This window comes from Planctomycetia bacterium, assembly GCA_015075745.1.
Classification (GTDB): domain Bacteria; phylum Planctomycetota; class Phycisphaerae; order UBA1845; family UTPLA1; genus UTPLA1.
The window spans coordinates 2,630,620-2,654,385 of sequence record JABTTW010000001.1; the positions used below are offsets into that span (position 1 = coordinate 2,630,620).

The following is a 23,766-nucleotide window of genomic DNA, read 5'->3' on the forward strand; positions in this document are numbered from 1 at the left end:
ATGAGCCGCGAACGAATGATGAGCAACGAGCCGGGTGACGCCCGCGAGGAGCAGTCCAATTGGGCCCTGCGACCACGCCGACTGGATGAGTGCATCGGCCAGCGGCAGGTGATTGCCCAGCTTCGTATTGCCTTGGATGCAGCGAAAGGGCGACGCGAGCCGTTGGAGCACGTGCTTCTGGATGGGCCGCCGGGTTTGGGAAAGACAACGCTGGCCTATGTCATCGCAGAGGAGATGCAGGTTGCCGATCGCATTCGCATCACCAGTGGTCCGGCGATCGTGAAGACGGCCGACCTGATGAGCGTCCTGACGAATCTCTCCGAAGGCGACATTCTGTTCATCGACGAGATTCACCGGCTCAACAAGGTCGTCGAAGAATTCCTGTATCCCGCGATGGAGGACTATCGCGTCGATTTCACGATTGAGGGCGGCATGTCCGGCCGGACGGTGAATTTCCAGCTCAAGCGTTTCACCCTGATCGGCGCGACCACACGGGCGGGAATGCTGACGGCGGCCATGCGCGATCGATTCGGCCTGCGGTATCACCTTGAGTTCTACGAACCGGACGACTTATTGGAGATTGTGCGTCGCTCCGCGAAACGGCTGGAAATCCAGACCGATGAGGAATCGATGCGGATGCTGGCCGAGCGGTCACGGGGCACGCCGCGCGTGGCGAATCGGCTCCTGCGCCGCGTGCGCGACTACGCCCAGGTCCGCGCCGACGGAAAGCTGACGATCGGCGTCGTGGAGAAGGCGTTATCCATCGAGGAGATCGACGGCATCGGCCTGGACCGGCTCGATCGCGCCTTTCTCGCCGCCCTCATCGACACCTATCGCGGCGGTCCCGCCGGCATCGAGGCCATCGCCGCGACAATGGGCCAGAGCCGCGACACGCTCGAGGATATGGTCGAGCCTTTTCTTCTGCAGAGGGGATTTGTCACCCGCACGCGCCAAGGCCGATGCGCCACGCACCGGGCATATCAGCACCTCGGCCTGCCGCCGCCGGCCGATGCAACCAGCGCGGAGCCGAGCGATGCCGACGACGGGCTCTTTAGCGGTTCTGCTTAGCGCGCCGACTCGCTGACGATCTTGCCATTGATAACGACGCCGATGCAGTGCGTCGTGTATTCGAGCGGATCGCCGTCGAACAGCGCCACGTCAGCATCCTTGCCGGGCTCCAGAGTGCCGACACGATCGGCGATGCCGAGGATCTTCGCGGCATCGATGGTGATCATCGAGAGCGCATCGTTGAAAGAGTTTCCATTGGCTGCTGCGATTCCGGCCTCGAAGAGTACCACCCGCGTCTTGGGCACGTAAGATTCGTATCCGCTCTGGAGGGCCGTCGGGACGCCGGCCGCACGGAGCCTCGCCGCCGTTTCGAAGCTGATGTTCTCCGTTTCCCCTCGGCCGCTGCGCGCCATCGTCGGGTGAATGATTACCGGCACGCCGGCGGCCTTGATCTCGTCGAGAATCAGATATGCCTCCGCGGCCCCGTCGAGGACGAGCTTAAACCCGAACTCCTTCGCGACGCGAATCGCGGCCAGCATATCCGTAGTTCGATAGGCCGTGACCATGAGCGGCAGCTCGCCGGAAAGGACTCTTCCGAGCGTCTCAAGGCGCAGATCGCGATCGGGCCGCTTCTTCTCATCTTCCTCGCCCATCTTCTTCTGATAGGTCTGCGCCTTAAGTAACTCAGCACGCAGCATGGCCACGGCCTTGGACCGCGTGCCGGGGGACTTGGCATCTCCCCGCCCATCGACGCCAAGCCTTGCCGCGACCATCGCCACCGGCTTGATGAGCGCCTCGTCGACCGTGTTGCCTGTGGTCTTCACGATCATCGTCTGACCGGAGACCAGCGCGCCGGGGGCGTGGCCGGTGTGAATCGTAGTGATGCCGAAGCCGCGCAGCCATTCGATGAGGAGCTCGTTCGGGTTATAGCTGTCGATGGCGCGCAGCTCGGGCTGAATCGCGTCCGTTAGATCGAGCTGATCCTGATCTTGGTCTTGATTCAAATAGCCGGTCAGGCCGACGACAGTGTGGGCGTCAATGAGGCCCGGCGTCACCACGGCGGCACTAAGCACCCGCGCACCCTGTGGAACCGGGATCGAAGCGGCAGCGCCAACTCGGGTGATCTTGCCGTCTTCCACGATAACCACTCCGTCGCTGATCGCCGATCCGGCCATCGTATGAACGGTCGTCCCGCGGATGACAAGGGTCTCTGCACTCGTCGTGGAGCAGATTGAAAACAACACCGCCGCGATGAGGGAAAATCTAATCATTGTTCGGGCCCTCGAAGCAGCAGAAGTGCATGACCTGATCGTGTCCTGCGCCATACCCGCCGACGGCATAGAGTCGATCGGCCGGGTTCGCCAGGTCAAAGACGCGAGTCCCCTCGACGTAGGTTTCGAGGACGTGTGTATAGACACTGAGCGGATCGCCGGAGAGAACAATGAAGTCCGCATCTTTCCCGGGCTCCAGCGATCCGATGCGATGATCCAGTTCGAGCATTCTCGCGCCGGCGATGGTCAGGGCTTCCAGTGCCTTCTCGCGCGACATGCCGGCGCGGACACCGAGGGCCGCCATGCGCAGGAAAAGCCGTGAGTCCGTGATGGGGTCATCCGTATGAAACGCGACCAATACGCCGGCCTTCTCAAGGATGGCGGCGGTCGTCATCACCAGATTCGCCGCCTCAATCTTCCCGCCGGGGCTGTCAACAAGAATCACGGAACACGGCGCCTTCGCCGCCGCGATTTCATCCGCGACCTTCCACGCTTCGCTGACGTGGTGGAGGACAACCTTGAAGCCGAACTCCTTCTGAAGCCGAAGCACGGTCATGATGTCGTCATTGCGATGGGTGTGATGATGGACGACGCGGCGACGCTCCAATACCTCGACCATCGCCTCCATCTCCAAATCGCGCTCAGGCATTTTCTCGGGGTCGTCCTTCGCGTCGGCGATTTTCTGACGATAAGCCTGCGCCTTGACGTACTTCTGTCGAACCAGCGCCGCAGACTTGGATCGTGTCCCGGGAAACGGTGGGCCCTTCTGCGAATTCGTGCCGTTGGCCATCTTCATGCCGCCGAGGATTTGCCCCTGGGCGTCACGGATGGCCAAGTCCTCGATGGTGTGACCGTCTTTGTCCTTGACGTAAATCGTCTGTCCGGAAAGCAGATGCCCCGACCCGGGCATGATGTTCATCGTCGTCAGGCCGCCTGCCTGGGCCTTCTGAAAGCCGGAGTCGCGAACATTGATCGAATCGAGCACGCGTACGTCGGGCTGAATCGGCGCGCTCGAATCGCCGCCCCAGCCGCCGCCGACGTGGCTGTGCGTGTCAATGAGGCCGGGCATGATGACCTTGCCTCGAACGTCGATGCGCTCGGCGTCATCGGGTATGCGCGTTGCACCAGCGGCGCCGACAGCAACGATCTTGCCGTCCTCAATAATGAGAACGCTGTTCTCGATCTCCGGTGCGCCGATCGGAATCAGCGTGGCGCCGATGAACGCTTGAGTCGCCGCCCGAACCTCGCCTGCAACGCAGCAGAAAATCAGCCAAAAAGCGATGATGCTTCGCACGGTTTCCCTCTCCTCCCACGGTGTGATACGCAGAGAATCTGGTTCGCGATCTCCCCTCGGGCCAATGAACCCATCTTAGCGGAACCGAGGGAATGATTCATAGATGGGCGAATGTGCGCTCGGCACAACAGGTCCGAGAAACCCGTCAGACCGCGCGCGTGCTTAGCGACTGGTTCTCGAATGCTGCGATTACTTGTCGTCCAGAATCTGAGATCCGTACAAGGTTTGATAGAGCTTGCAGCGCTCCATGAGTTCCGGATGCTTGCCCGAATCGACCACACGGCCTCGGTCAAGAACGACGATGCGGTCCGCCTGGAGAATCGTCGAGAAGCGGTGGGCGATGATCAGTGCGGTCCGACCCTCCAGAAATCGCTCCACCGCGTCGTGAATCTTCTGCTCGCTCTCGCTGTCGATCTGACTGGTCGCCTCATCGAAGATGAAAATCGGCGCATTGCGCAGAATCGCCCGGGCAATGGCGATGCGCTGCTTCTGACCGCCGGAAAGCTGCGTGCCGTGTTCCCCGACGTATGTGTCGTACCCTTCGGGCTTCTCGCAAATGAACTCGTGTGCGTACGCGGCCTTCGCCGCATCGACGATTCGCTCGTGGTCCGGGTCGGGGCCGGGCGGAAACCTCTCCGGGTGCCGTCGACGCAGGACAAGCCTCCGGAGCAACCGGTCGTCGCCATAAGCGATGTTGTTGGCGAGGGTGTCGGCAAAGATCACGCTGTCTTGCGTGATAAGGCTGATCTGCCTTCGGAGTGACCACATCGAGTAATTCGCGATGTCCCTGCCGTCAATAAGAATGCGGCCTTCCTGCGGATCAAAGAATCGCATGAGCATGGCCAGAAGGGTTGTCTTGCCGGATCCGTTAGGCCCGACGAAGGCGATTCGCTCACCGCGCTTGATCGTCAGACTGATTCCATCAAGCGCGGGCCTTTCGCTGCCTGGGTAGGTGAAGTGAATGTTCTGCAGCTCGATGCTCTCGCTGATCGTCGGCAATACGTCGGCATCGTGACGACCGGATTCTTCCGTGGGCAAATCGATAATCTCGAAGACGCGGTCCAGCGCGGCGTTGGCCTGCTGAATGCGGTTGTAGAAAGATGACATCTTTCGCACGGGATCAAACATGCCCGCCATGCACGCGGCGATCGTGGCGAACTTTGCAAAGTCCATCCGATTGTCGAACATCAGATTGGCGAAATAGGCGATGGCCCCGATCGCAACAAAGACGCCCATCACTTCAAAGGCAGGCCCGGTCAGCGCGTCGGTGCGCTCGATCTTCATCTGCTGCCGCAGCATGTGCATGTCGACGGCGTGGAGATGGCGGCGCTCGTAGCTCTCCATCGTGTAGCCCTTGACCACGCGAATCCCGCTCAAAGCGCTCTCCAGTGCGTTGAGCATCCGGCCGTATCCCTGCAGAAGACCCTTGTTCGCCTTGCGGATCATCTTGCCGAATTTGCGGATCAGAATACCGGCGAGTGGAGCGACGGCGACGGTAATAAGCGTGATTCGCCAGTCGAGAAACAGGGCGAATGCGAATGCGAAACCGGCCTTCAGCGGCTCGCGCAGGCTCTTGGCAAAGACGAAGTTGAGGCCGCGATAGATGTCCTGGCTGTCCTGAACAAACCGGCTGACCGTATCGCTTACGCCACGCGAGGCGAAGTAAGAAACGGGAAACCTCAGCACCCGGTCATACATCTGCCGGCGAATGGCAACGACGGTGCGCCCCGCGACAAGGGCGATCAGATACTCACCGAAGAATCGGCACACGCCGCCGACCACCGTGATGACGAGAATGGTCGCGAAGACGATGGAGAGCGTCCGCATCTTCGCTTCCTTCGTCGTCTCGGCAGGCAGGAGACGTCCGATCCGAAGCAGCAGGTAATCGAGCGATTTCAGATCCTTCAGTTGCACCGTCGCGGAATGCGTCTCTCCGGTTCCCGGATGCAGCACTTCAATCGTCGCGTCCGATCCCTTGGGCAGGGCCGTCACCTCGCGAAACGCCTCCGGTCCGGAGAGCTTCTGCCCGTTGAGGCTCACCACCGTGTCACGATCCCGCACCCCTTCAGGTAGCTGCTTGGCCCCCTTGGTAGCCACGATCTGGAGTTGCCCGTCGGACTCAATCAACAGAAAGCGAAGCCGCTTCTCGCTGATCGTCTGATCCACCCAGGTCGGAAGGCTCTGGTTGTCGGCCATCAGCTTGATGACCGGCAGTAGCGTCACGATGTTCAGCGAGTACGTCATCGCGAAGATGACGATGCAGAACAGGCCGGGATACAGAGTACGGAAGTACGGCCGGGAAAAGCGCAACACGCGCATGAAATGAATCGGTGAGCCGCCCTTGCGGGTGGTATCAGACTGGTTGGCGCTTGGGCCTCCGGGCATTCGCGTCTCGGCTCCTTCCAGCACCCCTGGGCCCCCGCGGGTGGACGGGGCATTCTAGGGTAAGACCGCTTCCGCCGAAATGCGACGAAGCATTCCGCGCAACGGCATCTGGATTGGGCGGTCGCGATCCGATATTTCCGGACGATCTGGGGAATAAATGACGAAACTACGCGATTTGTTCGCCGGTCCGACGTGTATAGGTGACTTCCTCCGGGGCGAAGAGGGCAATCCCCTCGGCGCGCAGGCGCGGGGCATGGTCAGCAAGATACCGATCAAACGCCTCCCGCGAATCGAACCAATATTGAGCGACAAGTGTGGCGGCCGGCGAATCGAGGCGTATGACCTTCCCGTCCAAAGCCCCCGCGGCGACGACGTCCGCGATGTGCTTTGCGCGCAGCCACTCTTCCCAGCGAAGCGCCGCATCTTCGTGAGTGAAGGTAGCCTGGACTTCGTAAAGAATCCGCCCGGTCATGGATTAAGGAACGCCTGAATGAACAGGGGAATATCCGCGCCGTTCGCCGACGCTGAGCCGTCGAAGTCGGATCGCTCGACGTGACACGGCTCCGTGTCGAGATCCACCAGCACCTGCGCGAAGGCGTCAACATCATCCATATCCACGTCGTCGTCGCAATCAACATCGGCATTACCGCCGGGCACCATCACGACAAGCGTCAGCATGAGTGAGTCACTCGCCTCCCCGGGGATGTCCTCATCGCTCACGTCAATCTGTACGAGGCTCTCATAGGTGCCGGGTGCAAGGCCGGTGGTGTCAAACGAGAAGTCGATCGTCGATGAAACGGGGCCGATGCCGCTGGTCAGTGTAGGACTTCCGCCGCCAAACGGGGCCGCCACACCCGTGACGCCGTCGATGTCGAGCGTGGCCTGGTCCTCGTCGTGACCGAGATTAAAGATTTCGACGGGCAGCGGGTGGACGCCTGAGTTGGCCTGGAGCGACTGCGAAATCAGCTTTGCGTTTACTTCAGAGGTGTTATCGAAAGAGGCACTGGCAGGGCGTAGCACGCGAGTCTCCATATTGAAGTCGGGGTCGAGCACCTGCGCCGCCTGGCTGGCGGAAGTGACATCAACCGATCCGGCAAAAAGGCCAACGGTGCTGGTATCGAGCACAAGTGGCACGATCTCGGCAGGGTCGAGCGCCGGAATGACGCCGGTTGCCGAACCCGACAGGATGCCGGAGCCCTCAATCTCGTAATCGAGTTCATCCGCCCCCGCTGCAGTGATGGCTTGGGCGACGTTTCCTACTTGCACCTCAGCGTTGACCGCGGCCCCCACAATCACGCGGCCGCAGTCGCAACTAAACGACGCGCTCAGCACCGCAGGTAACTGGTAATCCACCACCACCGGCACGTGGTCACTCGCGGTCTTCAGATTCGTTGCCAGCGCGTTCGATCGCGGGATGTCCAGCGGATAGTAGGTGTTGTTCCCTGCGTTGATGTCCGTGTCGTAGTGGTTGCCATCATTGCCGAGCGCGCGACATGTTCCAGGAATCAGCGCCAGTCCCTCTCCGTCGTTGAATGCGGCGGTGATGTGCTGATGATCGAATCGGTCGTCCATTCCGCCGGCGACGAGTGAGCAACCATTGCGGCAGGGCGCCTGGGTGTGCTTGATCGCATTGCCCGCTCCGGCCCACGAACCGGTCCCCAGCGGGTCGAATGATTGGCCGTTGCCCGGTGTGGAAAGAAACTTCAGGTAGGCGGATTCTAGGTTGTGATAAACATTCCAGTCGCCGGTGTAGATGATGTGCGTCCCAGCGGGAAGCGAATCGGCATTGGAACGAACCGCGGTCGCGCCTGAAAGTCGTTGCGCGGCATCGCTGGAGTTGGGTGAAGCCTTGAGATGGCAACTATAGATATAGAAGGTCGCCGCGGGTGAGTCGTAGTCGATCAACCTCAGCTTCCAGCGGTCGGCGTTCCGGCCTGCGCCGGTGGAGATGTCCACGTGTCCCGCGACTTCTTCCACGAGCATGTCGGAGCGGTAGTACATCGCCTGAGCGCCGGCCGAACTGGACTCGCTGGTATTCGGCGGCGTGTTGATAGTGAAAGTTCCCAGGGCATAGGTGACGCCCGGCGGGGCGACGGTGTTGAGCATGGCGAGGAGAGGCGCCGCATCGGCACTACCCATCTCCTGAAATGCATAGACGTGCGGGGCGACGGCGAAGCCGGGTTTGTCGTCATTGTTCAGTGCCACGAAGACGGCCTGAAGGGCGGCCTGATTGCCGTTGAGCCGTGCGACGTTGTAATTGACGACTCTCAGTTGTGCTTGGGCGGCGGGCGTGAGAGCGCCGATGAGCAACGAGGCGATAAGGGCCGGGGCGATGAACTTTTTCATGGGTGTGTACTCAGTGATGGCCGCCTGATCGCCCTCCTCGGTCCAAGCGCCGGCATGCAAGACCATTATAACAGTATTGGAGACCTTTGAGGCCAGATTCAGTCTTTCGGACCTCAACAGGATTTTGTGAGGACAGTCCGGGATTGAGGCAGATTTCGATTGACCCGTAAAGGTTCCTATAGATACACTTTGGGTGTGGGCCTGAAGTGGTCGCGTTTGGTCCTCCAAAAATGGGCGGACGACCGACTCGATTCGCGAGGGTCCGCGGCGGAGCAGCGGCCCAACGGCCGCTTTTCCGCACTGGGCCCGCTGGCGACGGTCGGCGGGCGGGTTTCGGCCCGACGGCGCCAGTCACATTTGTTTGCCGGGCGTCTGCCGGGGAGTCGGCCCTTTGAAGTGGAGGTGATCCGTGGACATAGGTAAACGTTGGAGGCTGCTGTAGGGCAGCGAACGTGGCTGCTGCCAGCAGCCTTACTCAGCTTCGCCCGCCGGAAGTCCATGCGGACTCCGGCGGGCCTTTTTATTTGCCGAGTGATGGATGGGCCTCAAGCAGCGAGCGGCGCGCTTAGGCGCCGGCGAGGGCCGCCTGGAAGTCCTTCTTGCTGGTGAGGCCGACGAACTTTTGTGCCACTTGCCCGTCCTTGAAGATCAGCACGGTCGGGATTGCCTGAATGTTGTACTTGACCGGCGTCTCGCGATTGGCCTCGGTGTCCATCTTGCCGACCTTCACGCGGCCGGAATACTCCGTGGCGAGTTCGTCGATGGTCGGGCCGAGGGCTTTGCAGGGCATGCACCAGTCGGCCCAGAAATCGACAAGGACCGGCTGGCCCGATTGGAGTACTTCCGATTCAAAGTTGGCGTCCGTGAATTCGAGTGTATCTGGTCCGGCCATTTCTTAAATCTCCTGTGTCGCGTGACTTCGTCCGGCCCCCTCTGGTCCGCCGGAACATGGGTAGGGTCAGACGTCGTGCCTGTCCGCATCATATGTTTAGATGGCGTCCATCGCCGATCGGTTTCGGATTCTAGTAGGATGGGTACACAAGTCAAAAACGGCCGTTACGCAAGGCCCAGGCGTGATTCGTTGACGACTGCACGCCCCGAAATTAGAATCTTCAACCAATTCAGAAGTCAAGAACCCATCCAAATGTCGCACTCGAATCAAGGGAGATGACACCATGTCCAGAACGTGCACCCTTAAGGGAAACCCTTTGGATCTCGCGGGACCGGAGCTGAAGGTCGGCGATACGGCCCCGGACGCCGTGCTGAAGAAGTCGCTGGTCGATGATTTCAAGATCAGCGAGTCTGCCGGCAAGGCGCGGATTTTCAGCGTGGTCCCCTCGCTGGACACGCCGGTCTGTGCCGAGCAGACGAGACGGTTCAACAAGGAAGTCGCCAACCTGCCCAACGTCGACTTCTACACCATCAGTTGCGACCTGCCGGTGGCGATGAGCCGCTTCTGCGGCGCCGAGGGCATCAACACCGAGCGGATGAAGACGCTTAGCGATCATAAGGAGACCTCCTTCGGCCAGGCCTACGGCGTCTTGATTCCCAAGCTGCGGATTCTTTCCCGCGCCGTGTTCGTCGTCGATGCGTCGAACAAGCTGCGCTACGTCGAGTATGTACCGGAAGTCGCCAGTCATCCGAACTACGACGCCATCCTTGCCTGCGCGAAGGGGCTGTAATTTTTCGATCGGCCGGGCGAGAAATCGGCCGAGACGAGACGCGCGAGCTTGACAACGGTCGGCAGGTTTGCCGGCCGTTTTTTTTGCGCCGCGAGCGGGCCGGGAGATCGCCGGATTCGAAGTGACATAAGGTGACACAAGCCTCTTGCGGATTGTGGTAACGCTTGTGGCGGGCGCGGGTTGGGGTGGTTCGCGATTTGGGTGGTTTTGCGTGGAAACGTCGAAACGTCGAAACGTCGAAAAGTCGAAACGTCGAAACGTCGAAACGTCGAAATGGTGAGCGGCGGCGGGGTTGCGTGGGGGCATTCGAGAGGGTCCAGGCAAATGCAGAGGCGGCGGTGCTGATTGGGTCGCCGGTTGGTGTTGATGGCGATTGGGGGGCCGGATTTTCTGGGACCGCTTGCTGACGCGCGCGGCTCGGATTGGGGGGGCGGCGAGCGAACAAATCGATGGTGACAATAGGCGAAAAACGTTTTTTGGGGGCGAATGCAACTCGCGTGGTGGACATGTGTTGGGGTGGTTCGCGAATTAGGCGGTTTTTCGTGAAAACGCTTAAGGTGAGACACGACCGGTGTATGCCCGAATGTGCATGGCAAATTTCGGGAAATTTCGCTTGTAAGTCTTTGAAAAATGAGCCGGGAAGGTGACCCAAGTGAAACGCGAGCTGCGCGCGGGCGAGCATCCGCGACAACTCTTCGGAATTGTGTCTCGCGACGGGGGTTGCTGGTTGGCCGTCGCCAAACGGCAAGCCGCATCGAGGCCTGCCGCCGGGGGATTGCTCACGCGGTGACGTCCTCGCTTGCGCTTCGGGCTGGTATGGGCTTTGGATGGGTGCGGATGTTCGCATAGCAAAGGAAATGCTTGCTCCCTGTGCGCGCGGATTTTTTTCTTGAAGCGGGCGGAGTTAGTGGGTGGAGGAGGGGCGCCGGTCAATGACCGCCGGGCCGATGGCGGTAGAATGCGCTTTCGAGTGGGAGGTGCATCTTCAATCGGGAGGCGCGATCACATGGGCAAGCGGCAGAGCGGCGGGGGGTGGCAGGCGATCGGCTACACCCTGAGCGTTGCGCGGCGCGTGGGGTGGCGGCGAATGTGGCGGAGCGTGCGCTCGAAGAACGCGTGCAAGACGTGTGCCCTGGGGATGGGCGGGCAGCTCGGGGGCATGCGCAACGAGGCGGGGCACTGGCCGGAGATCTGCAAGAAATCGTTGCAGGCGATGGCCGCGGACATGCAGGACGGGCTGCGGCGCGAATTTTTCGACAAGTACGGATTCGACGAATTGCAAATGCTGACCTCGCGGGAACTGGAGGCGGCCGGGCGCATCGTGCAACCGCTCCACGCCGGGCCGGGCGAGGGACGCTATCGGCCGATCGACTGGGACGAGGCGCTTGCCCGGGTGGCGGAGAAGCTGAAGGCGACCGATCCGGCGCGCAGCTTTTTCTACATGAGCGGGCGATCTTCGAATGAGGCGGCCTTTTTGCTGCAACTGTTTGCCCGACTGTACGGGACGAATCACGTCAATAATTGTTCGTATTACTGCCACCAGGCGAGCGGCGTGGCGCTAAGCGACTGCATCGGCAGCGGGACGGCGACGGTGACGCTCGACGATCTGGAGCATGCCGACCTTTTCTTTTTGATCGGGGGCAATCCGGCGTCGAACCATCCACGGCTGATGCGCACGCTGATGAATCTGCGCCGCCGGGGCGGGCAGGTCGTGGTGATCAATCCGGTGGTGGAGCCGGGACTGGTGAACTTCAGCGTTCCGTCGGACGTGCGGAGCCTCTTGTTCGGATCGCAGATCGCCAGCGACTACGTTCAGCCGCACATCGGCGGCGATATCGCCCTACTGACCGGCGTGGCCAAGGTGGTGCTGGAGCGCGGGGCGGCGGATCGTGCCTTCATCGAGGCGGCGACCGACGGGGCGGCGGAGTGGGAGGCAAGCGTGCGCGGTGCTTCGTGGGCGGAGATCGTCGGCCGATCGGGCGTGGCGCGCGAGGTTATTGAGAGGATCGCCGAACGCTACATTCAATCGAAGGCGACGGTCTTCGGTTGGACCATGGGGATCACGCACCACGAGCACGGCGTGCAGAACATCCATTCAATCGTCAATCTCGCCCTGCTGCGCGGGATGGTCGGCAGGCCGCACGCCGGGCTGCTGCCGATTCGCGGACACAGCAACGTGCAAGGGGTCGGCTCGATGGGGGTCACGCCGACGCTGAAGGCGGCGGTGTTCGATCGATTGCAGAATCATTTCGGTGTTATGCTGCCGACGTGGGCCGGGCACGACACGATGAGCTGCATGCATGCGGCGGAGCGCGACGAGATGGATGTCGGCGTGTGCCTCGGCGGGAATCTGTTCGCGTCGAACCCCGATTCGACATTTGCCCGACGGGCGATGGGGAAGCTGGACCTGGTTGTCTATTTGAGCACGACGCTGAACCTGGGGCACGTTTGGGGGCTGGGTAAGGAGACGATTGTGCTGCCGGTGCTGGCGCGCGACGAGGAGTCGCAGCCGACGACGCAGGAGTCGATGTTCAACTATGTGCGACTGAGCGAGGGGGGGCCGGCGCGGCACGACGGGCCACGGAGTGACGTGGGCATCGTCGCGGCGCTTGCGGGGGCGATTCTCGGCGATGAAGGGCCGATTGACTGGGACGAATTGCAGACGCATCGCACGATCCGCGAGGCGATTGGCAAGATCGTGCCGGGATTCGAGCGACTCTCGGAGATCGACGAGACGAAGCGGGAGTTTCAGATCGCGGGGCGGACGTTTCACCAGGCGCGCTTTGCGACGGCGAGCGGCCGGGCGAAGTTTCACGTGACGGCGATGCCGGACGCGACGGGCGGTGACGGGCAACTACGCATGATGACGGTTCGCTCGGAGGGGCAGTTCAACACGGTGGTCTATGAGGAGGAGGACATCTATCGCGGGCAGGACCGGCGCGACGTGGTTCTGATGAACCCGGGCGATATGGAGCGGCTGGGCCTTCGCGGTGATCAGCTTGTGACGGTGCGCAGCGAGACGGGGGAGATGGCGGGCGTGCGGGCTCGGCCGTTCGAGATTCGCGCGGGGAACTGCCTGATGTACTTCCCGGAGGCGAACGTGCTGGTGCCGACACGGAGCGACCCGCGGTCGAAGACGCCGGCGTTTAAGTCGGTGATGGTGAGGGTTGAGGCGGCGGCGGGCGGGCTTGTGCTGCTTGGCGTGGAGAGGGCCGTGCGCAAGCGAGCGGGCAGTGACCTGAAGGCGTGCTGAGGTGGATCGCCAGTGATTGATTCCTGGTAGAATAGCCGCGGAGGTCGGTGGGCATTGGACGTTCTTGAACTGACATTCGATCAACTCCGCGCGGCGCGAGCCGTGTCGCCTGGGAAGCTTGCGGAGCTGCGCCGCGCGTATGCCCGATTGATGCGCGGGGAGGCGGAGGTTGAGGGCGATTTGACGGCGGCGGTTGCGCCGGTGGTTCGCGAGCAGCGCGACGGCGAGCTGATCAAGTTTGCTCAGCGACTGCCTTCGGGACTGGAGACGGAGAGCGTCATCATTCCGATGAAGGGCCGGCAGCGGGCGTGGCGGACGCTCTGCGTTTCGTCGCAGGTGGGCTGTGCGATGGGCTGCACCTTCTGCGAGACGGCGCAACTTGGGCGGCTGGCGAATCTGTCGGCGGGCGAGATCGTCGGGCAGGTGGTTGCGGCGCGGCGCGTCTTTGACGCCGATATTCGCAATGTCGTCTTCATGGGGATGGGCGAGCCGTTTGATAACTTCGAGAACGTCATTCAGGCGGTTCGCGTGCTGACGGACCCGATGGGGCTTTCGCTGGGCAAGGCGCATGTCACCATCTCGACGGTCGGTCGCACGGAGGGTATTCGCCGGCTCGCCGCATTGGGCTGGCGGCGGATTAATCTTGCGGTGTCGCTGAATGCGCCGAACGATGAGATTCGCTCGCAGATCATGCCGATCAATCGCGTCGAGCCGATGGCGATGCTTCGCGATGCGCTCGTGGCCTATCCGCTGCGAACGTGTCAGTTTTTTATGATGGAGTACGTGCTGATCCCCGGTGTGAACGACGCCGCGGAACACGCGCGGGAGCTTGTTGAATACCTGCGGCCGATCAAGTGCTGTTTAAACGTGATCCCGTATAACCCGCGTCGCGACTCGCCGTGGCCTGCGCCGCGCGAGGAGGACGTCGTCCGGTTTATTGGGCAGGTCGAAACCGCCGGGCAGTTCGTCAAACGGCGGCTGACCAAGGGGCGCGACTTCATGGCGGCCTGCGGGCAACTTGGCAATCGAGAGCTGAAGCGACCACGGACGGGCGAAGCGGTGTCCCTTTCCATCGCCGGTGCGATATGAGTGCGCGCATTCGAAAGTTTGAGCCTGCCGATCACGCCGAGTGGCTTCGCATGCGCTGCGCGCTTTGGCCGGAGTGCCCCCTGGAGGAGCATCACTGCGAGATGGCGAACCTGATGAGTCGCCTCGCCGATCAGGTGGTGTTCGTCGCGGTGCGGCCGTCCGGCGGGCTGGGGGGCTTTGTCGAAGTTTCGCTGCGCTCGGCGGCGCTGGGAGTGGAGTCGGGCCCGGTGGGATTTGTGGAGGGGTGGTTTGTTGATCCCGACATCCGCCGCGAGGGCATCGGTCGCAGGCTCATCGAGGCGGCCGAGGAGTGGGCGCGGGAGCGAGGGTGCATTGAGATGGCGTCGGATACGCCGGTGGACAATACGGCGAGCATCGCGGCGCACCGGGCGGTCGGCTATCAGGACACGGAGCAACTGGTTCACTTCCGCAAGGCGCTTTTTCCGCGCGGGCCGAACGAGGTCGCGGACGGCAGCGGTATTTAGCCGGGTGAATCCCGCGAATCTGTGCGCCGCGTCTTAAGTTCGGTATCATCACGCTTCGGTCATCTCGACGGAAATCGCGGAACGGAGCGGCATCATGAAAGTCCTCATTGCGGATAAGTTTGAAGCCTCGGGGATCGACGGCCTTCGCGCCGCCGGGTGCGAGATCATCAGTCAGCCGGGCCTCAAGGGCGATGAACTGAAGGCCGCGATCGTGCAGAGCGAGTGTCAGGCGCTGGTGGTCCGAAGCACCAAAGTCACCGCCGACATGCTCGACGCCTGCTCGCAGCTCGGATTGATCGTCCGCGCCGGGGCGGGCTACAACACCATCGACGTTGCCGCCGCCTCGCGAAACGGCATCTACGTATCCAACTGTCCCGGAAAGAACGCGGTCGCCGTGGCCGAGCTGACATTCGCACTGATCCTCGCGCTGGACCGCCGCGTCGCGGACAACACCGCCGACCTCCGCGCGGGTAAATGGAACAAGAAGGAATACTCTGTCGCGCGCGGGCTCAAGGGGCGGACGCTCGGCGTTGTCGGGCTGGGGCAGATCGGACTCGCGGTCGTCGCTCGTGCGCTGGCGTTTGAGATGGACGTTGTGGCATGGAGCCGATCGCTGACTGATGAGACCGCCGGCGAACTGGGCATCACGCGCATGGACAGCGCCGCAGAGGTCGCCGGGGCCTGCGACATTCTGAGCATTCACATTGCCGCGGCCGCCGACACGAAGGGCCTCATCGGCGCGAGCGTCCTCGATCGGTTGAAGCCGGGCAGCTATGTCGTCAATACGGCGCGGGCGGATGTGCTCGACTATGCGGCGCTGGCGAAGGCGATTGAAAAGAATCAGATCCGCGTGGGGCTCGATGTGTTCCCCGGCGAGCCGGAGACGGCGACGGCGGACTTTCAGGCGGACATTCTCAAGGCCGGGGGCGTGGTCTATGGAACGCATCACATCGGGGCGTCGACTGACCAGGCCCAGGAGGCCATCGCCGCCGAGACGGTCCGCATCATCAAGACGTTTAAGGAGACGGGGCAGGTTCCCAATTGCGTGAACATCGAAACGAAATCGCCCACGTGCTGCCAACTGGTCGTGCGGCATTACGACCGCGTGGGAGTTCTCGCCTCGGTGCTGGACATGCTTCGCCGGGCGGAGATCAACGTGGGCGAGATGAGCAACACCATCTTCCAGGGCAGCAAGGCGGCGGTCGCGGTTATCAGACTGCACCAGAAGCCGCAACCGGAGCTACTCGCCGCCATCGCCGATATGAAGGAGATGATCATCAAGGTGGACCTCAAACCGATCGTCTAACAACTGCCTGGGTGGGGGAGCCGGAACGACATGTTCAAGATTCTAGTGGCGGACCAAATCGCGGATGAAGGGCTCGCAGCCCTCCGCGCGAGGTCTGATATCTCCTTTGAAATAAAAACCGGCCTTTCGCCCGACGCGCTCGGCAAGATAGTCGGCGAATTCGACGGGCTGATCATCCGCTCCGGCGTGAAGGTCACACGCGAGGCACTGGCGAACCCCGGCAAGCTGCGCGTGATCGCGCGGGCGGGCGTCGGGGTGGACAATGTGGACGTGCCCGCGGCGACGGCGGCCGGCGTGCTGGTGATGAATACGCCGGACGCCAATACGGTCTCGACCGCTGAACACGCGATCGCCATGATCCTCGCCGCCATGCGCGGCATCGCCGGGGCGCACTCGCACGTTATTGAGGGCAAGTGGGAGCGCAAGCAGTTCATGGGTCGCCAGGTCGCCGGAAAGACGCTGGGAATCGTAGGGTTCGGTCGCGTCGGCTGCGCGGTCGCTCGACGGGCGCTGGGGCTCGACATGACCGTCATCGCCTTCGACCCGCTGCTTTCCGCAGAGAGCGCGTTGGACGGACGCGTGCGCCTGGTTCGCAGGCTTGAGGACCTTCTTCCGCTGGTCGACATTCTCACGCTTCATGCCTCGGTGAGCGCCGAGAGCAAAAAGATGATCGGCAAGCCGCAGCTTGAGCGCATGAAGCCTGGGGCGGTGTTGGTGAACTGTGCGCGGGGGGCGTTGCTCGATGAGGCGGCGGTCGCCGAGGCGCTGAATGCCGGGCGACTGGGCGGCGCGGCGATTGATGTTTTCTCCACGGAGCCGCCGGCGGGCAACCCGCTTCTGACGGCGAAGAACGTGGTGCTGACGCCGCATCTGGGCGCTTCGACGGAAGAGGCGCAGACGGCGGTTTCCACCGAGGCGGTGGAGTCGATTCTCAACTATCTCACGAATGGCGTCATCCGCGGGGCGGTGAACGTGACCGGCATGCCGTCGAATCTGTCGGCGCGCGACCGGGCGTACATGGACCTGACCGCGCGCATGGGGACGATCCTTTCACCTTTCTGCGCCGGGGGCGTCGAGCGCATCGAGCTGGTCACCCAGGGCGGCGATGCCTTGAGGGCGCTTTGCCCCACTTTGGCGCTGACCGCGCTGACCGAGTTGATGAGCCCGCACATTGAAGGCCGGCTGAACCTGGTGAACGCCGCCGATTTCGCGAAGGAACGCGGCATCGCGGTCGGCCATACCGGCCAGTCAGGCCGCCGCGACTACTACGAAGTCGTCACGCTGAAGATCGCACGCGGCACGGAAACGCACATCAGTGAGGGGGCCGTTTTTCAGGACGGCCTTCCGCGCATCCTGTCGATCGATGGCTATGGGATGGAGATCGTGCCTGAGGGGCTGCTGGTGCAAATCTTGAACAACGACCAGCCGGGCGTCATCGGACTTGTGGGCACTTTCTTCGGCGACCACAAGATCAACATCGCCGACATGGCGCTTTCGCGCCGCGGTCGGCTGGCATTGATGGTGCTGAAGATCGACGGCGAGCTGCCGGATGCGGTGCTCGACGCGCTGCGGGCCAAGGGTCCGCCGATTTTGTCGGTGCGGGCGGTGCAGCTTGCAGCGGTTGGTTCGTGAAGACCTTCCGCGGACGGCGGCGCGGGCTGCACTGCGAGAATCTTTGCGATCTCGCGGATTCGTCGGGCTTATCGAACTGGGAATTACCCACGACTACAGCAACGGCCGTGCGAGAAGGATGGCGATCGGCCCTTTTCGAGATGGCTCACGGCTCTCCGATGAACCGGAGGACAGGTCGGGGGCGTCCTACAACTTGAATGTGAAACGCGCTGTCGCGAACGTGCTGATGAATGATCGGTACTCCATAGCCGCAGTCGGATGCGCATACGGCCGTTGCAATCGGCGCAATGAATTGTGCACGCGCTATCGTCGTTTCGCCTCGCGGAAATCGGGCGGTTTGACGAGCGTGAAGACCACCAGTTCCTCTCCGGTCACGGTGCTGATGTCGTGGTGCAGGCTCACCACTTTGACACCGGTGATCTGCTCGACCATCGCCTCCATGACGGACCTCGCGGTCTCGATCAGGTGAACGCGCACCTGCTTGAGCAAGTCTCTGCCCTTGTCAACGGCGAGCGTTTTGACAAGTTGCTGTTCGGCGGCGGTCAGGACGCCTTTGAGTCGGACGATCAGAAGATCGCCAATGAGGTAAGCGTGGATCTCCTTCGGTCCCCGGCCCATGTATTCCTGCTCAAATCGATTGATCGCGTCGCAAATCGCAGCTTCGAGTTCACCCAGCGTTTTCATAGTGTGTTTAACAGTAGAGGGTTTCAGCGCGTTGTTGGGGACCGGGGAACGCCACGAAAATCACGGTTCCAAGCGATTTCGGAGAAATAGTAGTCGAACTTCGGAATTCCGCCATGAGCTTCCGAACAAAACCGATATTCGCGCGGCCGGCGGCCTGGACGAGTGCTCTCGTAAGTGGCACATTTTGGCGGGTCGCGAACCGCTCCCATTCCGACTGCAAGTCGAGCCAGAGCAGCACAATCCGTTTCAGATTTGCGGCGCAAAGGACAACGCAAAAACACGGCGCCCATGGATGCGTCGATCACGTGTGATGGGGACATGATCACGCCACTTGTCAAAATCGGTCCTTGCTTTGTTCCGGGGAGTCGATATAGTCCGGCCTGGAAGAGATTGGCGAGGAACTTCGGCCGATCTCATCAAATTCTGAGTCTTGTTCGTCGGATGACTTATTAAGGAGCAGGTCGCGCAGGCGACAGGCTCGTTGCAGAGTAAGCCGACGTGTTTGAGCGCCTCCGGGCGATCAAACACGTCGGCTTTTTTTTGTTCTCGATTTCACAGGTCGATTCGCACTGTTCAAGTTGGAACATCATGGACCAGCCCGAATCGGACATGGCGAAGTAAACCCCCGAGCGGCCGGACCGCAACGGCGGGATTCTTCAACAGTCAACGGCACAACAGAGCGCGATGATGCAACAATTGGAGCCGCGGCCGGCGTGTTCATTTCGGGCACGACGGTACAGGCATGACTACCCGCTCAAGGCATTGATGCAGGCATTGGGGGCGTCACCCGCGCCCCTGCGTCCGTGTCAGAATTGAGGCACTCAAATGTTTGTACTATCGAGAAAAAGTAATGAATCGGTGGTGGTTGGCAGCGAGAACATCCTTGGCCGGGTGCTGAGGGTCACGGTCCTCGAGATTTTGGATGGATGCGTGACGCTGGCGTTCGACACCGACGAGGATGTGGTGGTCAAGGCATCCGACTCGCAGACTGAATCCCCAAGTGGTCCGCCGATCGAGCGCCAACCCATGCGTGTCGAGATCGTGGAGGGTCGCCGTCGATGGCTTGAACGGCCGAAAAGCACTCCTATCGGAATGCTGTCGCCGTTTTGCAACCTGTGGCGAAAGACCACCGGGCTTGACGATGTCGACGAACCGGCGAGTTTGCAACCAGGATTTGGCCGGGCTCAACACCGCAAATGTCTTGTGCACTGATAGGGAAGCGTCATGAACGCTTGCCCGTTTACTCCGATTGGAGTCGCGAAATTGTTTTTGCCGCTTCGCGATGCCGCGCATCACTGAAATTCGCCATTGGTTCAACCGGCGAAACGCATTGTGCACGCACTATCGTCGTTTCGCCTCGCGGAAATCGGGCGGCCGGACGAGCGTGAAGACCACCAGTTCCTCTCCGGTCACGGTGCTGATGTCGTGGTGCATGCTCACCACTTTGACACCGGTGATCTGCTCGACCATCACCTCCATGACGGACCTCGCGGTCTCGATCAGGTGAACGCGCACCTGCTTGAGCAAGTCTCTGCCCTTGTCAACGGCGAGCGTTTTGACAAGTTGCTGTTCGGCGGCGGTCAGGACGCCTTTGAGTCGGACGACCAGAAGATCGCCAATGAGGTAGGCATGGGTCTCCTTCGGCCCCCGGCCCATGTATTCCTGCTCAAATCGATTGATCGCGTCGCAAATCGCAGCTTCGATTTCACCTGACGTTTTCATAGGGAATCTGATCCGAATCAAAAATACAGTGGAGAGCTTGACAATGAGAATGTGAGCCAATTCACCAAACCATTCGTCAAGCCGACGAGATTGAAGCCATTATAGTCGAGCCTCGAATGGACGGCAATTGCCTTTTCGAACGGCTCGACTATGATGGTTACACATAAGCGGCGTAAGAAATTCGCCGTTTTTCACGAAACCAATCAATGATTGTCGGATGACTAGACAAGGGGCAGCCCGGCTTTGTCGGGCGGTCTGTTGAAGAGTAGGCCGACGTGGGTATGCACCTTTGGGTGTGAGTCCACGTCGGCTTTTTTTTATTTGATGATCGACAGCGGAAGGGGAAGCACATGAGAGTACATACCAACATCGCTCGAAGGGTCCAACCCTCGCATACCAGCATTCTTCTGGATTTAAATACACAGTGCGATCTGTTCCTGTCCAACGGAGCGCTGCCGGTTGTCAACCGGGCAGAGGCCATATCCAACATCGGGCGGATCATGAGTTGGGCACGAATCAGATCGGTGCCCGTCGTGTCGAGTCTTGAGAGCATCCGCATCCAGTCGCATCCCAATGGGTTGCCAGCGTATTGCGTCGATCGTTCCCTGGGCCAGCGCAAAGTACCCGTGACGCTGCTGCCCAAGCGCACCGTGGTGCATGACAATCATGCGGTCGATGTTTCTCCGAATTTATTCAAACGCTATCAGCAAATTATCCTCTTCAAGCGCGCGCGAGACTTTCTATCGAATCCCAAGGCGGATCGACTCTTTACCTCGATATCCAGCCATCACGTATTTGTCATGGGGGCTGTCGCCGAGCAGTGTGTGACGGTTACGGTGATCAGACTGCTGGCTCAAGGGCATCGAGTCGCAGTCATTACCGATGCCTGCGGCGCATGGGACGCTGACGCCGGTGCGCAGGCCATGCGCCAGATGGACGCCAAGGGGGCTGTCCTGGTATCGACGGATGAGACGGTCCGCGGCGCTGCTGATGAGCGTCTGCAAGATTCACTTTCCGATGATGTGGACAGAGAAATCGAGTCATGTGTCACCAACTCACAACAATCTGCCGAGCCATTCTGTTGGACGTAGGTCATGTTGATCCAGTTTGGTTACCCATTGGCTCCGTCCTCCCCCGCGGATTGGGGTGCGATAGGCCGTCCAACAGTACCGGTAGGTGCGTTTTCATCCGTTCAGGACTTCCTTACCCGCCTCTCCTATAGTCGATTGATCGGCTTGACGAATGAGCCTTCAGATCTGTCCCGATGACTCATCGACGAGGGCAGTGGCAGCTTTTATTCGCGTGCCGATCCGGCCGGTGTAGCGAAGAGAACCAATTCAATGCGGCCCTGAAAGTAAGCAGGAGCCGATGAGCCCAAGTCGCAAGGGAGTGTTTGGCATGGGAAAGAAACTTTACGTCGGGAATCTGGATGTCAGCGTTGGCGATGCAGAGCTTGAGCAACTGTTTGGCTCGCTAGGCAGGATCGAGAGCGCCAAAGTCGTCATGGACCACGACACGAACCAAAGCAAGGGCTATGGAATCGTGGAGATGTCCACTGAGGTTGAAGCGCTGGCGGCCATTTCGACCCTGAGCGGCCAAGAGCACGCCGGCAAAGCGCTCAAGGTCAGCGAGGCCAGGCCGAAGCCGAAGGCGTTGGCGGTCGGGGAGCCGGTGGTGAAGTCCGGCGCCAGAATCCCCCAATGGTAGCGCGTGCAGCGCGGAATCGGAGCTATTTCGGAGAGATTCCCCACTCCTGTGTGCCCCGTTGACCAGTGTCTGCGGGTCGGCGAATTCATTTGTCGGACCGGATGATCGCTAAAGCCAATGGGGACTTGGAGATGGATGGTGATGAAGACCTCGGGAGATTCTCCTCACGTTGATACAGACGCAGTGGACATCGCGAAACAATTTCAAGTCGAGGTATCGCTTCTCGAAAATATCGAGCAGGCGATTCGATTCACGCTCGATTGGGACTCCGGGACACACGAAACGGTCCGGAAGCTGTCGACGTTGCGATTTGCGACGCAGACTTTCGAACGTCATCTGGCGCGAGTTCGGGCCCTGTCAGAGCATGGCGGATACATGCATCTGATTACAGACAAGAAGCCGCGATTGGCCAATGAAGTCACGGAACTCAAGAGTGCCCGGGACGAGCTGCAGGATCAATTTGAGCGCTTGATTGTTGCCCTGGAACACCTATCCGCGGGTAATCCGGCGCGGCTTGAGGAGATTTGTAGCGACTACCGGAGTTTCCTGGAGGCGCTGGATTTGCATGGTCAAAATGAGCGGGAGCTTTTTCATCGCGCTTGTTTCGAGGAGCTGGGCGGTTCGGGATAACATCCGGGGCGAGAGCACTCTGACAATTGGATTCTGCAATTCAACGCCTCATTGTGCCTTTTCAGTTGAATGACGAAGATCGACTCTTCCGGCTGTTGTTATTTGCGTGGATGTGCGCTATAGTTTTCTGGCAGCAAGGTCAGCGCGGAAGAATCGCCGGCCCCCGCTACCGCAAATCTTTGATCGTTGGATGACTTAATAAAGGGCAGTTCGGCAGTTCTGGACGGCCCGTTGAAGAGTATGCCGACGTGATTGAGTGCCTTTGGGTGCTCAACCACGTCGGTTTTTTTTCGCGCTGCGACGCGAGACGGTCGCGAAGAACGGGAGAACATCGTGGTAAGCCTGTCAGATAAATACAGTTCGAACCTGATGCGTTGGATCACTCGATTCAGGGCCAGGACGTTTGTTGGTTTGTCACTGATCACGCTGTTTTGCATTCAGTTCCAACTCGGCGCCGGGATCGTTGTGCCAGAAGTCCTGCGCGAATCGGTGGTGATGGCCGGGGTCACTGCCAATACGCCTCTGTTTGAATCGTTGATTCGGCGCGACCCATTGGGAGCGCTGATCGAGGCACGGACTGAGCACGTGCGCATCGTGGTCGATTATGAATGCGTCATGGTGAAGCAGGAACTTCTACCGTCCGGGATGAGCAAGGAGCAGGAAATCAAAGTCAAATTCAGGCATTCGCCCTACAGCGTCTATATGGAATGGGTGCGCAATCCGGGCATGGCTGTGCGTGTGCTCTACGTCAAGGGGCGATGGAGAGACTTGAAAGCAACAAACCCTGATGAACGTGAGCTGGCGATTGCCCAGCCCGGCGTCATCGCCCGACTTTTCATAAAGAGCGTTAAGGAACCGATTCATGGGCGGCTGGCGAAAAAGGCGTCTCGACGGTTTCTCGACGATTTTGGATTCCAGAAGACACTGGACCGGCTCATCAAGGTCAGCGAGCAAGCCAAGTCACGAGGTGAACTCACGCTCAAGTATTGTGGTGAGAGCCAATTCGATGGCAGGCCGGTATGGGTTATCCGACGGCATCTGCCGTACACCGCCGAGGGCGGACTTTATCCCGATCGCACCGCGGAGATTCTTGTGGACAAGGCGCTTCGCGTGGCCGTTGCCGTCTATTGCTATTCTGACGTCGAGCGGCACCCAAGCAATCTCCTTGCCAAGTACGAATATCGCAGCATTCGCATGGGCGCCGGCCTGACCAACAGAGACTTCGAACCCACCACCTACGGAATGTGATTCCCCTTCAAGAAAGAAAAGCAG

General features: G+C 60.6%; 20 protein-coding genes. 12 read left to right on the forward strand and 8 right to left on the reverse strand.

The genetic code is table 11. From position 1 onward, the window contains the following. A complete protein-coding gene (gene ruvB / locus HS101_10365; GenBank protein ID MBE7506674.1) occupies window positions 1-1,068 on the forward strand; it encodes a Holliday junction branch migration DNA helicase RuvB in 1,068 nt (355 codons plus the stop codon). On the opposite strand, the gene HS101_10370 is transcribed toward ruvB, so the two are convergent. From HS101_10370 to trxA, 6 genes are all read right to left on the reverse strand, one after another. Then, window positions 1,065-2,279: an amidohydrolase family protein gene (locus tag HS101_10370; GenBank protein ID MBE7506675.1), complete on the reverse strand. Its 1,215-nt coding sequence runs from the start codon at window positions 2,277-2,279 to the stop codon at window positions 1,065-1,067. The genes ruvB and HS101_10370 overlap by 4 nt on opposite strands. Beyond that, window positions 2,272-3,573: an amidohydrolase family protein gene (locus tag HS101_10375; protein ID MBE7506676.1), complete on the reverse strand. Its 1,302-nt coding sequence runs from the start codon at window positions 3,571-3,573 to the stop codon at window positions 2,272-2,274. Before HS101_10375 ends, HS101_10370 begins: the two co-directional genes overlap by 8 nt. 189 nt (window positions 3,574-3,762) lie before the next feature. Continuing rightward, a complete protein-coding gene (locus tag HS101_10380; GenBank protein MBE7506677.1) occupies window positions 3,763-5,958 on the reverse strand; it encodes an ABC transporter ATP-binding protein in 2,196 nt (731 codons plus the stop codon). A 166-nt stretch (window positions 5,959-6,124) separates the two neighbouring features. After that, window positions 6,125-6,430: a DUF4286 family protein gene (locus HS101_10385; protein MBE7506678.1), complete on the reverse strand. Its 306-nt coding sequence runs from the start codon at window positions 6,428-6,430 to the stop codon at window positions 6,125-6,127. Then, window positions 6,427-8,370 (reverse strand): hypothetical protein, encoded by a 1,944-nt coding sequence (locus HS101_10390; GenBank protein MBE7506679.1) that lies wholly within the window; start codon window positions 8,368-8,370, stop codon window positions 6,427-6,429. The genes HS101_10385 and HS101_10390 overlap by 4 nt, the downstream gene beginning before the upstream one ends. Window positions 8,371-8,869: 499 nt before the next feature. Beyond that, on the reverse strand, window positions 8,870-9,196 hold the full coding sequence (gene trxA, locus HS101_10395) for a thioredoxin (GenBank protein MBE7506680.1): 327 nt from the start codon (window positions 9,194-9,196) through the stop codon (window positions 8,870-8,872). 283 nt (window positions 9,197-9,479) lie between these two features. On the opposite strand from trxA, the gene tpx reads away from it, so the two are divergent. The 6 genes from tpx (at window position 9,480) to HS101_10425 (ending at window position 17,751) form a co-directional block, all read left to right on the forward strand. Then, on the forward strand, window positions 9,480-9,986 hold the full coding sequence (gene tpx / locus HS101_10400; protein ID MBE7506681.1) for a thiol peroxidase: 507 nt from the start codon (window positions 9,480-9,482) through the stop codon (window positions 9,984-9,986). 1,006 nt (window positions 9,987-10,992) lie between these two features. Further along, entirely contained in the window at window positions 10,993-13,239 is a 2,247-nt protein-coding gene (locus HS101_10405) for an FdhF/YdeP family oxidoreductase (protein ID MBE7506682.1), read from the forward strand. A 54-nt stretch (window positions 13,240-13,293) separates the two neighbouring features. Further along, a complete protein-coding gene (locus HS101_10410) occupies window positions 13,294-14,328 on the forward strand; it encodes a 23S rRNA (adenine(2503)-C(2))-methyltransferase RlmN (protein MBE7506683.1) in 1,035 nt (344 codons plus the stop codon). Further along, the gene (locus HS101_10415; GenBank protein ID MBE7506684.1) at window positions 14,325-14,813 is read left to right on the forward strand and encodes a GNAT family N-acetyltransferase; all 489 of its coding nucleotides are present in this window, start codon (window positions 14,325-14,327) and stop codon (window positions 14,811-14,813) included. Before HS101_10410 ends, HS101_10415 begins: the two co-directional genes overlap by 4 nt. Window positions 14,814-14,907: 94 nt before the next feature. Then, window positions 14,908-16,119 carry a hydroxyacid dehydrogenase gene (locus HS101_10420; GenBank protein MBE7506685.1) on the forward strand — a complete coding sequence of 404 codons (1,212 nt, stop codon included), beginning with the start codon at window positions 14,908-14,910 and terminating at the stop codon, window positions 16,117-16,119. 30 nt (window positions 16,120-16,149) lie between these two features. Then, window positions 16,150-17,751, forward strand: a complete 1,602-nt coding sequence (locus HS101_10425) for a phosphoglycerate dehydrogenase (protein ID MBE7506686.1) — start codon at window positions 16,150-16,152, stop codon at window positions 17,749-17,751. Window positions 17,752-18,054: 303 nt separating this feature from the next. Here HS101_10425 and HS101_10430 read toward each other — a convergent pair whose 3' ends face one another. Then, complete coding sequence (locus HS101_10430) at window positions 18,055-18,435, reverse strand: DUF2294 domain-containing protein (GenBank protein MBE7506687.1); 381 nt, start codon at window positions 18,433-18,435, stop codon at window positions 18,055-18,057. A gap of 825 nt (window positions 18,436-19,260) precedes the next feature. Here HS101_10430 and HS101_10435 point away from each other — a divergent pair. After that, on the forward strand, window positions 19,261-19,647 hold the full coding sequence (locus HS101_10435) for a carbon storage regulator (GenBank protein MBE7506688.1): 387 nt from the start codon (window positions 19,261-19,263) through the stop codon (window positions 19,645-19,647). A 129-nt stretch (window positions 19,648-19,776) separates the two neighbouring features. Here HS101_10435 and HS101_10440 read toward each other — a convergent pair whose 3' ends face one another. Further along, window positions 19,777-20,157 carry a DUF2294 domain-containing protein gene (locus tag HS101_10440; GenBank protein ID MBE7506689.1) on the reverse strand — a complete coding sequence of 127 codons (381 nt, stop codon included), beginning with the start codon at window positions 20,155-20,157 and terminating at the stop codon, window positions 19,777-19,779. Between the two features lie 350 nt (window positions 20,158-20,507). Between HS101_10440 and HS101_10445 the strand changes: the two genes are divergently transcribed. From HS101_10445 to HS101_10460, 4 genes are all read left to right on the forward strand, one after another. Then, on the forward strand, window positions 20,508-21,248 hold the full coding sequence (locus tag HS101_10445) for an isochorismatase family protein (GenBank protein MBE7506690.1): 741 nt from the start codon (window positions 20,508-20,510) through the stop codon (window positions 21,246-21,248). A gap of 307 nt (window positions 21,249-21,555) precedes the next feature. Beyond that, on the forward strand, window positions 21,556-21,864 hold the full coding sequence (locus HS101_10450; GenBank protein MBE7506691.1) for an RNA-binding protein: 309 nt from the start codon (window positions 21,556-21,558) through the stop codon (window positions 21,862-21,864). Between the two features lie 141 nt (window positions 21,865-22,005). Continuing rightward, window positions 22,006-22,494 (forward strand): hypothetical protein, encoded by a 489-nt coding sequence (locus HS101_10455; protein ID MBE7506692.1) that lies wholly within the window; start codon window positions 22,006-22,008, stop codon window positions 22,492-22,494. Window positions 22,495-22,827: 333 nt separating this feature from the next. Next, the gene (locus HS101_10460) at window positions 22,828-23,742 is read left to right on the forward strand and encodes a DUF1571 domain-containing protein (protein MBE7506693.1); all 915 of its coding nucleotides are present in this window, start codon (window positions 22,828-22,830) and stop codon (window positions 23,740-23,742) included. Window positions 23,743-23,766 lie beyond the last annotated feature (24 nt).